General features: G+C 35.5%; 12 protein-coding genes. 5 read left to right on the plus strand and 7 right to left on the minus strand.

The window, feature by feature from the left end:
• Positions 1–21: 21 nt before the first annotated feature.
• The 6 genes from C6H25_RS07155 to C6H25_RS07175 form a co-directional block, all read right to left on the minus strand.
• A complete protein-coding gene (locus C6H25_RS07155) occupies positions 22–285 on the minus strand; it encodes a hypothetical protein (protein ID WP_104748749.1) in 264 nt (87 codons plus the stop codon).
• Positions 286–410: 125 nt separating this feature from the next.
• Entirely contained in the window at positions 411–578 is a 168-nt protein-coding gene (locus C6H25_RS08650; protein WP_158653904.1) for a hypothetical protein, read from the minus strand.
• Between the two features lie 12 nt (positions 579–590).
• Complete coding sequence (locus C6H25_RS07160; protein ID WP_104748750.1) at positions 591–3,023, minus strand: hypothetical protein; 2,433 nt, start codon at positions 3,021–3,023, stop codon at positions 591–593.
• 31 nt (positions 3,024–3,054) lie between these two features.
• Entirely contained in the window at positions 3,055–3,801 is a 747-nt protein-coding gene (locus C6H25_RS07165) for a hypothetical protein (RefSeq protein WP_104748751.1), read from the minus strand.
• Between the two features lie 30 nt (positions 3,802–3,831).
• Positions 3,832–4,137: a hypothetical protein gene (locus C6H25_RS07170; RefSeq protein WP_104748752.1), complete on the minus strand. Its 306-nt coding sequence runs from the start codon at positions 4,135–4,137 to the stop codon at positions 3,832–3,834.
• Positions 4,138–4,150: 13 nt separating this feature from the next.
• Positions 4,151–5,293: a hypothetical protein gene (locus tag C6H25_RS07175; RefSeq protein ID WP_104748753.1), complete on the minus strand. Its 1,143-nt coding sequence runs from the start codon at positions 5,291–5,293 to the stop codon at positions 4,151–4,153.
• A 40-nt stretch (positions 5,294–5,333) separates the two neighbouring features.
• On the opposite strand from C6H25_RS07175, the gene C6H25_RS08655 reads away from it, so the two are divergent.
• Positions 5,334–5,498 carry a hypothetical protein gene (locus C6H25_RS08655; protein ID WP_158653905.1) on the plus strand — a complete coding sequence of 55 codons (165 nt, stop codon included), beginning with the start codon at positions 5,334–5,336 and terminating at the stop codon, positions 5,496–5,498.
• A 58-nt stretch (positions 5,499–5,556) separates the two neighbouring features.
• On the opposite strand, the gene C6H25_RS07180 is transcribed toward C6H25_RS08655, so the two are convergent.
• Entirely contained in the window at positions 5,557–5,742 is a 186-nt protein-coding gene (locus C6H25_RS07180; RefSeq protein ID WP_104748754.1) for a hypothetical protein, read from the minus strand.
• A 297-nt stretch (positions 5,743–6,039) separates the two neighbouring features.
• Between C6H25_RS07180 and C6H25_RS07185 the strand changes: the two genes are divergently transcribed.
• The 4 genes from C6H25_RS07185 (at position 6,040) to putP (ending at position 13,408) form a co-directional block, all read left to right on the plus strand.
• Positions 6,040–6,672 carry a cytochrome c3 family protein gene (locus C6H25_RS07185; RefSeq protein ID WP_104748755.1) on the plus strand — a complete coding sequence of 211 codons (633 nt, stop codon included), beginning with the start codon at positions 6,040–6,042 and terminating at the stop codon, positions 6,670–6,672.
• Positions 6,672–8,042, plus strand: coding sequence for a multiheme c-type cytochrome (locus tag C6H25_RS07190; RefSeq protein ID WP_104748756.1), 1,371 nt, complete (start codon positions 6,672–6,674; stop codon positions 8,040–8,042). Before C6H25_RS07185 ends, C6H25_RS07190 begins: the two co-directional genes overlap by 1 nt.
• A 239-nt stretch (positions 8,043–8,281) precedes the next feature.
• Entirely contained in the window at positions 8,282–11,845 is a 3,564-nt protein-coding gene (locus tag C6H25_RS07195) for a bifunctional proline dehydrogenase/L-glutamate gamma-semialdehyde dehydrogenase (protein WP_104748757.1), read from the plus strand.
• 72 nt (positions 11,846–11,917) lie between these two features.
• Complete coding sequence (gene putP / locus C6H25_RS07200; protein ID WP_104748758.1) at positions 11,918–13,408, plus strand: sodium/proline symporter PutP; 1,491 nt, start codon at positions 11,918–11,920, stop codon at positions 13,406–13,408.
• Positions 13,409–14,208 lie beyond the last annotated feature (800 nt).

Consider the following 14,208-nt stretch of genomic DNA (forward strand, 5'->3'; position numbering starts at 1 on the left):
ATAAAATCCTTGTTATAAAGACTAGCTATTCAAATATTTAATTAGGGCATCAATAATTCTATCAAGTGTCTGAATCTGTTCTTCTGTCCTTTTATCACATTCTTTAAATATTTTTGTAAGTTCTGCTGAACATTCTCTAAACTCTTGTGCTTTAGAGTCATTCCATGAATCCATATCGTTAAGCTGTTTGCCTACGCTTTTTACCTCATTGTCTAAAGTCTCTCTAAATCCTATTAAACGATTCTTAAACTTCTCAAGTTCTTCTACAGCTAATCTTGCTTCCATTTTTATAATTCCCTTTCTTTAATCATTAAATTTTCTTATTCTCATTGCCCCATATCCTATTTGTGCTTAAATGCATGCTTTTTATGACTTCATGTATTCTCCTTATTACTGGTATCCCTTAAAAACTACTGATTAACTTCATTGTTATTAGGTTTAGGGTCAGTTGGAGATTCTATAGGCTCTACTATGGGTCTTTTAGGTTGGTCATCAGATGTAGGATGCACATCTACTCTCTTATGCTTGGATTTGCAATAATCTATAAAATTATCAATAACTTTCTTTTCTGCATTCATTGTTTTGTCCTTTTATTTAGTGTCTAAAATTTCTACTTCGCTAGACAATAATTCGTTATCTCTAAACACGCCCACTTCTATGCTTTTAGAATCTATGCAACGCACCTTAATATCCACCCCCTCATACGCCTCAGCTAGGGGGATATTACACAAGCTTGTCTCTTCAATAGGCAAGTTGCTAGAGCCTGATTTATCGCTATAGCGAAGTTCCAAGCTATCTTGCTCAATCCATTCCTCTTTGCTAAAGAGTAGCACCCATTCGCCTACTCTTAAGCTTTCTCGCGCCACCTTGATTTCAAAATGACCTTCCCCATTATCTAAGCCCAAGTCGTATTTGAATTTTGGCTCTTTATTCCCTACAGACTCAATATCAATTCCATTAGGCTTGCTCCTACTTTCTAAAAGCCCAAAAGCCACGCCGGTTTTGCAAGTCGCCTTTTTATAAGCTGGTTCATTAGAGACATCATTACCTGTAATCTCTAGGATTTGCTCATCAGATTCTTTGGTGCCTAAAGGCTCAAAAAGATAAAATTCCAAATCATCTTTAGAACTCTCTTTTTGATAGTCTTCTTTAAGTTCTCTTATCTGTTTCTCAAACGCTTGTTTCACAAGGATAGACTTGCTCGCATTCCCCCCTAAGAAAATATGAAATTTTTGCAATTCTTTAATCCCATGCTCATCAGCATGCGATATTACCTTAATCAGCTCTGCAAAAAAGTCTTTAACGCCCTTTTCAATTTTATCTCTTAAGATTTTTAACAGCTCTTGGCAATCAATGCTAAGATTGCATTCTTTAGATTCGCCATCTTTATTAAAAAGCTGGATTTTAGGCTCTGTATCAAAACCCTCTATTTCTACTTCTTCATCATCTTCTATCGCACCCAAACTTTTTGAGTCTAGTTTTTCTAAAAAGGGGCGTAAATGATAAGCTATTTTTAATAAATTGCGTTTAGCCTCTCTAGAATTTTTAGTCAAAGAATCGTAGCGTTGGGTATCAACATTTTCATAATTCGGCTTAGCTATCACAATGCTTTCTGCTTTTAAAAATTCAAAATTTTGCCCATAAACTTCCCAAGCCAACAATTCTAAGAGATTTTCCCCACCCAAATATTTATCTCCCTCATTGCTGAAATGCACCAAACGATAAGAATATTTTTTATCCTCGCTTTTTTCCCATTTGCCAAAGTCAAAATCCGTTGTCCCACCGCCAAAATCAAACACGCCATAATAAATAGGTTTATCTAATTTCTCTTTATTGAAAAAACCATAGCTTTTTAAAGCGCTAATGGCATACGCACTAGGTTCGCTCGCTCTCAATTCCACTTTAAAGTTTTTAGCCATTTTTTCATCTTCAAAAATATGGCTTGGAAGAGATTTTTTCAAGCCTTTTTCAAAGCTCTCTCTAATCTTTTGTGCGTATTGTTTTTCATACTTAATAGGATAAGATAAGTAATATCGTAAAAACACGCCGTTATTCATGTTATTGATATAGCGCCCAATGTAATAGGCATAGATTTCTATGGGGTTAAATTTATCGCATTCTAAAAAACTCTCTAAAGTAAAATCATCTTCAAAATCTTTAAAATTTTGCCGTTCATCTGTGCCAGCCCATTGCTTGAGCTTAGAAAAAAAGCGATAAAATTCATTGCCACTCGCGCTTTCAAAGTCTTTTTGCGCCTCATAGGCGATTTCTATGTCATCTTTTTCTGTAAAAGGTCGGTGTTCTAAAGCCTTATACCTCTTTTTAAACCTGTCTTTATGTCTAAACTCTACAACCGTTGGGTTTTCATATTTTTTAGAACTTTCATTACCATTATCGCCAATAGAAATCAAGCGATAAACCCCTTGCTTATCCATATATCCTGCCACCGTGCTTTTAGTCCCAAAATCAATGGCTACAATACTAGATTTATTCACATCAAGTAGGCTTGAGCGGGCATAAATTTTTTTATCATCTAGCCCATCAAATCTAAAGGTTACGCAATCTTTATCTTCGCAAGACACGCTCAAATCCCAATGACCAGCGTCCAAATCCTCCAATCGTGTTTGCTCGTATTTATCAATGCCAATAGCTATATAGTCTACTTCTAGCATATACTCCTTAAATTCTTTAAAATCCATATACACAGATTGCTCGCTTATAATCTGCAAGGTTTCTTCTATAAATTCCTTAGAGATAAGATGATGATTTTCACACCTTTCTACAACGCCCTTTATTTCCTCACTAACATTATTTGAATGCAAGCTTGAATAAATCGCTCCAACCACTTTTAAGGCTCGCTTAAATTTTTCTCTTTCCAAAGTTTGCACGCTATTTTTAAATTGGAAGTCAAAATTAAAAAGTTCTATTAGTTCACTCTTATTTTTTAACGCTTTATCACAAAGAATCTCTACTAGAGGATGTTCTATAGGCAACCTTAATGCTTGCAACGGCTTTATTGACATGTTTTTCCTTTTTTATTGGTTTTTAATAGGCTTATCTTTTAAGCTCATCAATTTGTTCTTCCAAGAGCTTTATTTTTTTTCTAAACTCCTTGTTTTCATTTAAAAAGCGTTTGTTATCTCTATCAAGCTCATCTAGTTCATTCACTCTCTTTTGCATGCTTTCATTATCCTTTTTGATGGTTTCATTTTCCTTTTTAATGACTTCTAATTGATCTAACTCTGTTTTTAGAGCTTGGTTTTCATGGATTAAATCCATATTTTGAATTTCTAAATCTCTTGCCTTATCTCTAAAACTCTCTAATCCCTCGTTTGTTGCAAGCTTATCTTTTAAGACTTGATTTTCATTTTCTAAACGGCTCAATTCATTTTTAAGATGGGTGTTTTTATCAACAAGCATAGCTATTTCTACATCTTTATTTTCTATAACTTTATCTTTAGCTTTATTTTCTTTTGGGTCTATGCTTAATAGCTTTTTACTTTGATTAGTTCCTTCCCCTACTCCTGACGCATGCAATTTGAAAAGTTCATCATCAAGCTTTTTATTTTTTTCATCTAATTCCTTAATCCTATATATCAGCTGAACATACTTTGATCTTAAGACATCTTTTTTGGTCTCACTAATGCCTTGTAAGCCACCAATAAGATATTGGATTTCTCCATCTAATCTTTTAACATCTTCGCTAAGTTTTTTAAAAAATTCAATCTGATCTGCAGTCCATTTACCACTATTTATCATAATGTTTAAAACGCCACCACCAATATCTGTTACAATACCCATATCATTCTCCTTTTTAAAATTAAAATTCTGCTAGGATAATTTTCTTAGCAGTTCAATGTTTTCTTCTTCTAAGCGTCTGATTTCAGCTTTTAATTCCTTGATTTCATTCAAAAAACGCTTATTATCCCTATCAATCCCATCTAAATCAGCTAATTTTTGCTTGAAATTAGCGTTCTCATTTTCTAGCTTTTCTAGCGTTAACTTTAAGTCGTAATGACTAGAAGTTACATTATCTATCGTATCGCACAATTCATTCATAACACCTATTGCTTGACCATAAGTAACGCAACCCTTTCTAACACTCGCATACGCAGTGCTATTGGTTTTTTCTGCCATACTCTAACCCCTTTTAATCCCTTGTTTCTACAACGCTATAACAAATTTCATTTTTGTATTTATAGCCTTGCAAGACAACTCTTTCTATTACCCCACTTCTTTTTTGCTCGCTACGCAATGTAGTGCAGTCATTGTTATAATTACTGCCAACAGCCACTTCTAAACGAGTGAAATCCTTATGCTTAACGCATGAAAAAAGAGCGTTAAAAAACTCTGCTAATTCCTCCCCTTTCTGTCGGTTTTCTTTGAGCTGTTGTTGAGTGGTTTCATAGATTGTCTTAAGATAGTATTGAGTGTCCGCTAAGATATACCCAATTAAATCTAGTGTGTTATAAGTTTCTTTGATGAATCCAAAATTAAAGCAGTTTTTAACTTTTAAAAACAAGTCATATAGCTGTGATAAATCCTTAACTGGAGCGTAGCTTTTTTCTAGTGCCTCTTTTTCAAGTCGCAATGCACCCTTTTCTTTTTCTAAATTCTCTATTTTTTGATTTAAATGAGATTTTTCATTCCCTAAGCTCTTGAGATTGTATTCTAAAGAACGCTCATTTTGCTCTAGCTTGATTAATTCAGCTCGCTTGTTTTCAAGCTCTTGATTGAGCTGTGATTTTTCTTGTTTTAGCGTCTCTACTTGCCTAATGGAAGAAGTTAGCTCTTTTTCTTTTTCGTCTATATTAGTTTTTAAGCTCTCTATTTGTTGCTCTAAATCATCATTCTTAGATTTTAAGCGATCGTTTTCATTTTTTAGCTCATCAAGGTTTTTTTGGAAATTTTTATTTTCCTCTTTAAGCTTTTTGCATTCCTTGCACTCAGTTGACTCTGTTTTTAGCCCTTGGCTGTCTGCTTGTATCTCTTTTGGTTGGTTATTTTGTGGGTTTTGTGTGTAGCTATACCCTAAACTGCTAGAACGATGAGATAGTTGCTTGAGTTTGTTAATTTCCTCTTGTAACCCATTAATTTTACTCTCTAATCCACTAACTCTCTTATTTATATCACTTTTAAAATCATTGATAGCACTCTCAATCGTTTTTTTAATTTTTTCGTTACGTTCAGCCTCTGTGATGGTAGCATAGCAGTTTTCTACGCTACTTCTACTGCCTTCATTGCATGCGGGGGGGGGGGGGGTGGAACCATCTTTAATATCCTTTTTGAGCATTTTTGATTGACAAGGCTTATTATACAGATAAAAATCTAATATGTCGTTTTTAAATCGCTATGATGATTTTTTATACACTATGCTTTGTGGCTCAGAAAAAAGTCAAAAAAAACACCATATAAGTGTAGCAAGGTGTGGAAAAATGGCAGATGCAACAAGCACTCAAACACTTGAATGCTTTAAGACTTTTTCAAAACAACCCTAGAATTGTATTTGAAAAAGCCGTTATAATCTTTGCTTTTTAATCGTTGTAGTTTATATAACTAATATCTTGTATCCCAATGAGTTTGATTCGTATAGTAGGAGTCGCCAAAGTCTTCAGGCATGTAGCGAACCTTTTCTTTCTCGCTAGAAGAAAAGCCATTATGCACCAAACGCTTAGTATCAAAGTAAGCACAACCACTCAACAAAGAAACCCCTACAATAACGCTATTTCTAATTATTTTCATTTTTTTATCCTATATTTTTTAATTTATAATAATATTTTTAAAGTTTATATAACCATTAAATTATTATGCAATGGTAATGATTATTTTTAAACCAATAGTAAATGAAAAAAATTATACTCATAATCCTTGAGCTATCAATTTCAAAAATTTCAATAATAAATCAAAAGTAACAGATTACTTGCTAAAATTCATCAATTAGTGATAATCAACTATCACTATTTATGGGAATTGTATTAGTAATTTGCACACTTGATTTTATTTGAAGTGTAGTTTTAGATTTATCTGTAGGGGATAACCTTGAAAGAATTGATTAGAAAAAACCGCTATCTCGTGTTATTGATTTTTGTCTTGGGGGGCATTGTTGGCATGATATTCTCGCTCATTAGTGCAGAGATGATAGAAAAAACTGCTGATGATAAATTTTGTGGCTCATGCCATATTATGCAACCTGAGGTTAATGCGTTCTTGCAAGATACTCATGGAGGGAATAATAAGGTTGGTTTTAAAGCTAGATGCGTAGATTGTCATTTACCCCATGATAGCGTTACGCATTATCTCATTCAAAAGGCTAAATCTGGCTTAAATGATGTCATTGGAAACACATTCTTTAACCCTAAAACCCATGTGAATTGGGAAGAAAGGCGTAGAGAGGCTAAAAGATTTGTGCCTGATTCTGGGTGCTTACATTGTCATGGAAATTTAAGGAATGCGACTCAGAGCAATTTAAAATCTTTCTTACCCCACAGAGACTATTTTGAAAAATACACGACTAAAACTTGCGTGGAATGCCACATTAATAAAGTGGGACATAAAAATTTAAGCCAGCACTTGAAAAACTATCTTAAAGAAGACTATCGTCCCTACCCTGAGCATTCTTTAAAAGAAGAGGCTCAAAAAATGACTCACCCCAATACAAAGGAGCGAAAATAATGTTTAAGCGATTGAGTTTAGTCTTTTTGACTTTAGTTAGTTTGCACGCAGATACAAACAACAAGGGCGGGAGCAATGTAAACTCTCCGGGCTTGCAAACCAATGTGCAGTTAAAGGTTTTTCGTGAGTTAAAACCTGAGGCAAAGGGTTGCATAGAGTGCCACGCCAAAGAAAATCCAGGAGTGGTAAATGATTGGCGTAAATCTAGGCATGCGCATGCAGGCGTAAGCTGTATTGACTGCCATGGAACTACCAAAGATTCGCCTATGCTTACTATGGATGGGCATAAAGGCTCTAAGACTCCTATTTCAGTGCTAGTCTCCCCTAATGTGTGCGGAAAATGCCATGAAAAAGAGGTTAAAGAGTTTCATCAAAGCGGACACTCAAGAGGTGCTTTACAACCTTTAGCTAAAGGGAATATGCGAGAACTTATGCGTATGATTGAGGGCAGAAACCACCCCGATTTGAAACAAGCTCCAGAAGCTACCGGATGTTTCCAATGTCATGGAACGGTTATCAAATTGGACAAAAACCACAGACCAACGCCTGAAACTTGGCCTACTTATGGTATTGGCACAGCATTCCCTGATGGTTCTGTAGGAAATTGTGCGAGCTGTCATAGTGCACATAAATTCAGTTTAGCAGAGAGCAGAAAGCCTGCAGCATGCGCATCTTGTCATATGGGACCTGACCATCCAGATATTGAAATTTATAACAATTCTATGCATGGACATATCTTCAATTCTGAGAACGCTAAATGGAATTTTGACGCAGCGCCGGGAACTTGGGGAGTGGCAGATTTTAGAGCGCCTACTTGTGCGACATGTCATATGAGTGGAAACTCCAAATCTGATGTTACCCACAATGTAAGCCGCCGCTTGAAGTGGAATATGTTTGCCCCAAGAAGTGAGTTAAGAACCGGAGGGTATGAAACTGCTGCTAATGATTGGGCTAATGGCTTTAAGATCACTAAGGGTAATATCCTAGCGGGTAATCCTAAAGGACCAGATGCTGCAAGAGAAGAGATGAAAGCGGTATGTAAAGATTGCCACACCGTTAAGCATGTTGAAAATGTCTTCACTATGGGCGATAAGAATGTCATGCTCTTTAACACCTATTATGATGATGCGGTCAAAATGCGTGATGAGCTTAAAAAGAAAGGCTTGTTAGAAAAAGACCCATGGAGTGATGAATTCCAAAAAACATTCTACCACTTATGGCACCATGAGGGTCGCAGAATGCGTCATGGCGGTCTTATGGGAGCACCAGATTATTCACACTGGCATGGAGTTTTTGAAGTGCAACAAGACATTCGCAAGCTCAAAAAGATTTATGATAAGCGTATGAAAAGTGGCAAGATTGAGGATTAAAAATCCTAACAAACTTAGATAAAGCTTAGGGCTTTGTCTAAGTCAAACCCCCCTTTAACCCACAAACCAATTTTTTCTTAGTTTTCAAATGATATAAACATCTAAAAGTGTGAATAAGTTACATACTTAGTATTTTTTGCATGCCTTATATACTTATGATAAGCATTATTAAATGAAATCAGTAACTAAAACCATGCTAAAATCAAGGCTGGAATTAAGGAAAGCTAAAGGAGAATTAAATGGAAAAAATCATTGAGGACACACTAGAGTTAGCCCAAAGACTTCAAACTAACATCAGCCATAATCTAAGCCAACAAGAAAAAGCCTTTCATTCTAAAATGCAAAAGCTTTTGAGTAACCCTGAAAATAAGGTCATGCTTATAGAGCTTATGGATAGAAGCTTTAGATGCAAAGACAATAAAGCTCGTTTTGAAATGATTGAGCATGTTTTAGATAAATATAAAAGCCGTGAAATCTTTTCTTCTTTTGAAAAATTTCTTTTAAATGTGTTTTTAAGTTTTGGAAAAATGCTCCCTAATATGAGCGTGCCATTTTTTGTAGATAAAATTAGAAATGATACTAAGGCTATGGTATTAGACCAAGAAGAAAGCAAATTAAAAGAGCGTATCTTAGCTAGAAAAAATGAAAAAATCACTTTGAATGTGAATTTTATTGGCGAAGAAGTTTTAGGTGAAGAAGAGGCTCATACACGCTTTGAAAAATACTCACAAGCTTTAAAGTCTAGTTACATTCAATACATCTCCATTAAAATCACTACGATTTTTTCTCAAATCAATATTCTTGATTTTGAATACTCCAAAAAAGAAATAGTCAAACGCTTAGACGCTCTTTATGCCCTAGCCCTAAAAGAACAACAAAAACAAGGCATTCCTAAATTTATCAATTTAGACATGGAAGAATTTAGAGATTTAGAACTCACGGTGGAATCTTTTATGGAGAGTATTTCTAAATTTGATTTAAACGCCGGCATTGTGTTGCAAGCTTATATTCCTGATTCTTATGAGTATCTAAAAAAACTGCATGCTTTTTCTAAAGAAAGGGTTTTAAAAGGATTTCAGCCCATTAAAATTCGCTTTGTTAAAGGGGCGAATATGGAAAGCGAAGAGACCATTGCGTCTGTAAAAGATTGGGCGTTACCTACATTTTCTAGCAAACAAGATACTGATTCTAATTACAACAAAATGCTAGATTTTATCTTAGAAGATGATAATTATAAATACATTCACATCGGCACCGCAAGTCATAATATCTTTGAAATCGCTTATGTATACACCCGCATTCATGCATTAAATGACCCCATAGCACTAGAGCATTTTACTTTTGAAATGCTAGAAGGCATGAGCTTGCAAGCAAGCCAAGAATTAAAAGACATGCACAAACTCATTTTATATGCTCCGGTTTGTGATGAGGCGCATTTTAACAATGCGATTGCTTATCTTGTGAGAAGACTAGATGAAAACACTTCAAGCGATAACTTCATGAAAGCGTTCTTCAATTTAGAAGTAGGCTCTAACGAATGGGAAGACCAAAAACAACGCTTTTTAAATAGCCTAAAAGGCGTTGCCACTTTAGATAACTCCACACACAGAACCCAAGATAGAAATGCCAAGCAAAGTGGGCATACCACTTATAAAACCAATAGTTTTAAAAATGAGAGCGATACTGATTTCATTCTCAAAGCCAATAGAGAATGGGCTAAAAAAATCAGAGAAAAAATGCACAATGCCCCCGTATTAGAGCTATATCCTATCATCAATAAGCGTTATGAAAACCCTAACTTGCAAATCTTAGAAGTCTTTGACCATGTGCATCATAAAAAAATTGCAAGCGTGCATTTAGCCGATGAAGAGGGCATTTTACATGCTTTAGAAGTGGCTAAAAAAGATGAAAGCCATTTCAGTCAAAAGAGTTTTGAAGAAATCCATGAGCTAATGAGTAAAACCGCCCAACTCTTTAGAGAAAGAAGGGGCGAAATGATAGGCATTTCAGCCTTAGAAGTGGGTAAAACTTTTGTTGAAACAGACGCAGAGGTGAGCGAGGCGATTGATTTCTTGGAATTTTATCCTTATAGCCTAAAAGTGTTGCAAGAACAAAACCCAAAAACTAATTTTAAGCCTAAGGGTGTAGGCGTAGTCATTGCCCCATGGAATTTTCCTGTAGGCATTTCTGTAGGCACGATTGCTGCCCCACTAGCTGCAGGAAACCGAGTGATTTACAAACCATCAAGTTTATCTAGTGTAACCGGCTATAAGCTTTGTGAGTGCTTTTGGGATGCAGGCGTGCCACGAGATGCGCTCATTTACTTACCTTCTAAAGGGAGTGATATTAGTAAGTATCTCTTAAAAGATAAAAGCGTGAAATTTGCTGTATTAACCGGAGGCGAAGATACTGCCTATAAAATGCTAGAGGCTAATCCTACTTTGGCTTTGAGTGCAGAAACCGGTGGTAAAAACGCCACTATTGTAAGCAAAATGGCAGACAGAGACCAAGCCATTAAAAATGTTGTCCATTCTGCCTTTAGTAATTCGGGGCAAAAATGTTCTGCCACTTCGCTTTTAGTGCTAGAAAAAGAAGTCTATGAAGATGAGAACTTCAAAAGGACCTTAGTGGATGCTACCTTAAGCCTTAATGTAGGCGACCCCTTTGATTTCAAAAACAAGGTTGGCACACTAGCAGATAAGCCTGATTCTAAAGTGCAAAAAGCTATCAATGAGCTAGAAAGACATGAGCGTTGGGAAATTCCTGTCAGCTTTGTTGATGATAATTCGTATTTGATGAAACCAAGCATTAAATACGGCACTACAAAAGGCGATTTCACGCATATGACTGAACTTTTTACCCCTATTTTATCTGTGATGAAAGCAGAAAATTTAGAGGATGCTATCAATTTAGTTAATTCTACCGGCTATGGTCTTACAAGCGCGTTAGAATCCTTAGATGAAAGAGAGTGGGAGTATTATTTAGAACGCATTGAGGCGGGCAATATTTATATCAATAAGTCCACCACCGGAGCTATCGTCTTACGCCAACCTTTTGGGGGAGTTAAGAAATCTGCCGTAGGGTTTGGAAGAAAGGTAGGTATTTTTAATTACATCACACAATTTTTAGAAATCCACCAAGAAGAAGAAGATAGTAACACCCTAGAAAACGACCTTAGCAATCGCTTAGAAAAGCTCACTACAAGCGGATATGATGAGCATACCCATGAATTAAATCGCGCGATTTTTATGGCAAAGAGCTATGCCTATCATTATAAACATGAGTTTAGTCAAGCCAAAGATTATGTCAAAATTAGAGGCGAGGATAATCTCTTTTCTTACACTAAGGTTAAAAGCGTGGGCTATCGCATTACAGAAAAGGATACTTTAAGCGATATGCTAGGCATCGCTTTAGCTTGTCTAGTCGCTCAAATCCCTTTAACGCTTAGCATAGAGAATAAAAACACGAATAAAAACCTAGCGTTCTTTTTAGAATGCTTGAATATGCTAGGCTCAAAACCCTCTGTTAATTATGAAAGCTTGCAAGCATTCAGTGAAAAATTAAGCCATTTTAATCGGGTGCGCTATTTAAATAGTGAGCTAGATTTATTGCACCAAAAAGCGAGTGCTTTAGGCATTGTATTAGCCACTGCTAAACCTTGTCTAAATGGGCGTTTTGAATTATTGTATTATCATTTAGAGCGTTCAGTCAGCATCTCTTATCATCGTTATGGGAATTTAGGCTCAAGAGTTTTAGGCAAAACGCATTCTCAGACTTGCCATTCTTGTTCATGCCATCATTAAAGCTTGAAGGCTAAATGCTAGAACTCTTTTAATAAGGGTTTAGCACCATATTCGTATTTTTAAGGAGATAATATGGAACATGTTGTTTTAAGCACCCCTATTATTACGATGTTTATCGCTTATTCGCTTTTAATGCTCTATATTGGTTTTTATTTTTACAGACAAAATGAAACCACAGAAGATTATTTTTTAGGCAATCGCTCTATGGGGCCTGTAATTAGTGCTTTGAGTGCAGGGGCAAGCGATATGAGTGGATGGCTTTTAATGGGCTTACCCGGAGCCTTGTATGTAGGCGGACTCATCAATTCACACATCGCTATAGGACTAAGTCTAGGCGCATTGATTAACTGGGTTTTTATCGCCAAACGCTTACGCATTTATACAAGCGTAATTGCCAATTCTATTACGATTTCAGATTATTTTGAGACTCGTTTTAGCGATGATAAGCATATCTTACGCTTCATTTCAGCTTTTGTAATTTTAATCTTTTTTATTTTTTATATTTCTTCAGGGCTAGTGAGTGGGGCAAAGCTTTTTGAGGCAACCTTTGGCATTAAATACAACCATGCCCTAAGTATTGGCACTATTATCATTGTCTCTTACACCTTCTTAGGGGGGTATAAGGCAGTGTGTTGGACAGATTTAATCCAAGGGCTTTTGATGATGAGCGCTTTAATTGTCGTGCCAATTGTTATGGTCATTCATATTGGCGGACTTGAAGAAAGCCTTAAAATCATTAAAGAAATCAAGCCAGAAAACCTTTCTTTTTTACAAGGCTCTAGCGTTATTGCGATTATTTCAAGTCTTGCTTGGGGCTTAGGCTATTTTGGACAGCCTCATATTTTAGTGCGCTTTATGTCTATTCGCTCTGTGAGAGAAATTCCTAAAGCTACGAGCGTAGGCATTTCTTGGATGGTTATCTCTTTGATTGGGGCATGTGCTATGGGACTTTTGGGCATTGCGTATATACAAAAATTTAATTTAAGCTTAGAAGACCCCGAAAAGATTTTTATTGTAATGAGTCAACTACTCTTTAACCCTTGGATTGCAGGGATTTTACTCAGCGCGATTTTAGCCGCTGTCATGAGCACAGCTAGTTCGCAACTTCTTGTAAGTTCTTCTACAATTGCTGAAGATTTTTACACCACTATTTTTCACAAAGACGCCCCTCAAAAGCTTGTAATGAATATTTCTAGGCTCTCCGTTTTAGCGGTCGCTTGCATCGCCTTTTTCATCTCAACGGATAGAAATGCGAGTGTTTTAAGCATTGTGAGTTATGCATGGGCTGGCTTTGGTGCGAGTTTTGGCTCTGTGATTTTATTCTCACTCTTTTGGGAGAGAATGACTAGAATTGGAGCGATTGCTGGCATGCTTTCAGGCGCAACAACAGTCATTCTATACGATAAATTTGGCAAAAGCTTTTTAGATATTTATGAAATTGTTCCGGGCTTTATTGTAGCGAGCGTGGCTATTATTGTATTTAGCTTGCTTTCTAGCGTGCGTGCTGGCACTAAAGAGGCGTTTGAAACCATGCTTAAAGAAATTGAGAGCTTAAAGCGTTAGAATGCCTAAAACAAGCTTAATTTGGTCTTTGAATACCCCCTATGCTTTCTAATAGAACCTTTTAAAATAGTCTGTATTTTTAGGGGTTTAGGGCAGAATAACGCTCGCCCCATAGCTTTTAGCTAGAGATTAGGGGGCGAAAAATTTTAATATAAATATAAGAGCTGACTATATTTAAGAAACATTAGGAAAATCTCTTGGCGTTTATTATACATTGAGTTATCCTTTTTGGGCTTTACTTTTATTATATAAAATCAAACGCTAAAGCCTAGCCCCTTTTTAAAGGGGGTGCGACTATATTAAAAACCTTCATCATTAAAACAAAGTATCCTTTTTTAATTGTTTATGAATTTTTTTTATGCAGTTTGTGGCTTGAACTTTGGTGTTGCTGTAAGTTGCTATGCTTTTGGCTTTTTAATATTTGTTTGCCCCTAAAAAGGTTTTTATTTATATAGTAGGGTTTATTGGAGGGGTTAAAAAAAGAAAGTCTTTAATCATATGAAATCTATGTAAAAACTAAAAAAAAATGAAAATCTCTCTCATATAAAAACTTCAAAAAGAAAAAGATGGAATTAAAAACCAAAACCCCCTATAAAACAAAAACAAATAAAATTTTTATAAAAACTTAGCTTTGTTTAAAAACAAGGTATTGATATTTAAAAATAGCTAAATAGAGTTTAATGAAATAAACTTTAATATAATAAATGATAATTTTTAAAGAGAACTAAAAAATTCTTTTTTATAAAATATTTGTTATATTAATAATATTACAAAAACAATCTATCAATACAATGTTTTTA

Source organism: Helicobacter cetorum, from assembly GCF_900198405.1.
Lineage (GTDB): Bacteria > Campylobacterota > Campylobacteria > Campylobacterales > Helicobacteraceae > Helicobacter > Helicobacter cetorum_C.

Bases quoted from the DNA above. Each gene is read 5' to 3' on its own strand.
- C6H25_RS07160 (WP_104748750.1), bottom strand. From the start codon at position 3,023: ATGTCAATAAAGCCGTTGCAAGCATTAAGGTTGCCTATAGAACATCCT.
- C6H25_RS07170 (WP_104748752.1), bottom strand. From the start codon at position 4,137: ATGGCAGAAAAAACCAATAGCACTGCGTATGCGAGTGTTAGAAAGGGT.
- C6H25_RS07155 (WP_104748749.1), bottom strand. From the start codon at position 285: ATGGAAGCAAGATTAGCTGTAGAAGAACTTGAGAAGTTTAAGAATCGT.
- putP (WP_104748758.1), top strand. From the start codon at position 11,918: ATGGAACATGTTGTTTTAAGCACCCCTATTATTACGATGTTTATCGCT.
- C6H25_RS07180 (WP_104748754.1), bottom strand. From the start codon at position 5,742: ATGAAAATAATTAGAAATAGCGTTATTGTAGGGGTTTCTTTGTTGAGT.
- C6H25_RS08650 (WP_158653904.1), bottom strand. From the start codon at position 578: ATGAATGCAGAAAAGAAAGTTATTGATAATTTTATAGATTATTGCAAA.
- C6H25_RS07195 (WP_104748757.1), top strand. From the start codon at position 8,282: ATGGAAAAAATCATTGAGGACACACTAGAGTTAGCCCAAAGACTTCAA.
- C6H25_RS08655 (WP_158653905.1), top strand. From the start codon at position 5,334: ATGTCGTTTTTAAATCGCTATGATGATTTTTTATACACTATGCTTTGT.
- C6H25_RS07175 (WP_104748753.1), bottom strand. From the start codon at position 5,293: ATGCTCAAAAAGGATATTAAAGATGGTTCCACCCCCCCCCCCCCCGCA.
- C6H25_RS07165 (WP_104748751.1), bottom strand. From the start codon at position 3,801: ATGGGTATTGTAACAGATATTGGTGGTGGCGTTTTAAACATTATGATA.
- C6H25_RS07190 (WP_104748756.1), top strand. From the start codon at position 6,672: ATGTTTAAGCGATTGAGTTTAGTCTTTTTGACTTTAGTTAGTTTGCAC.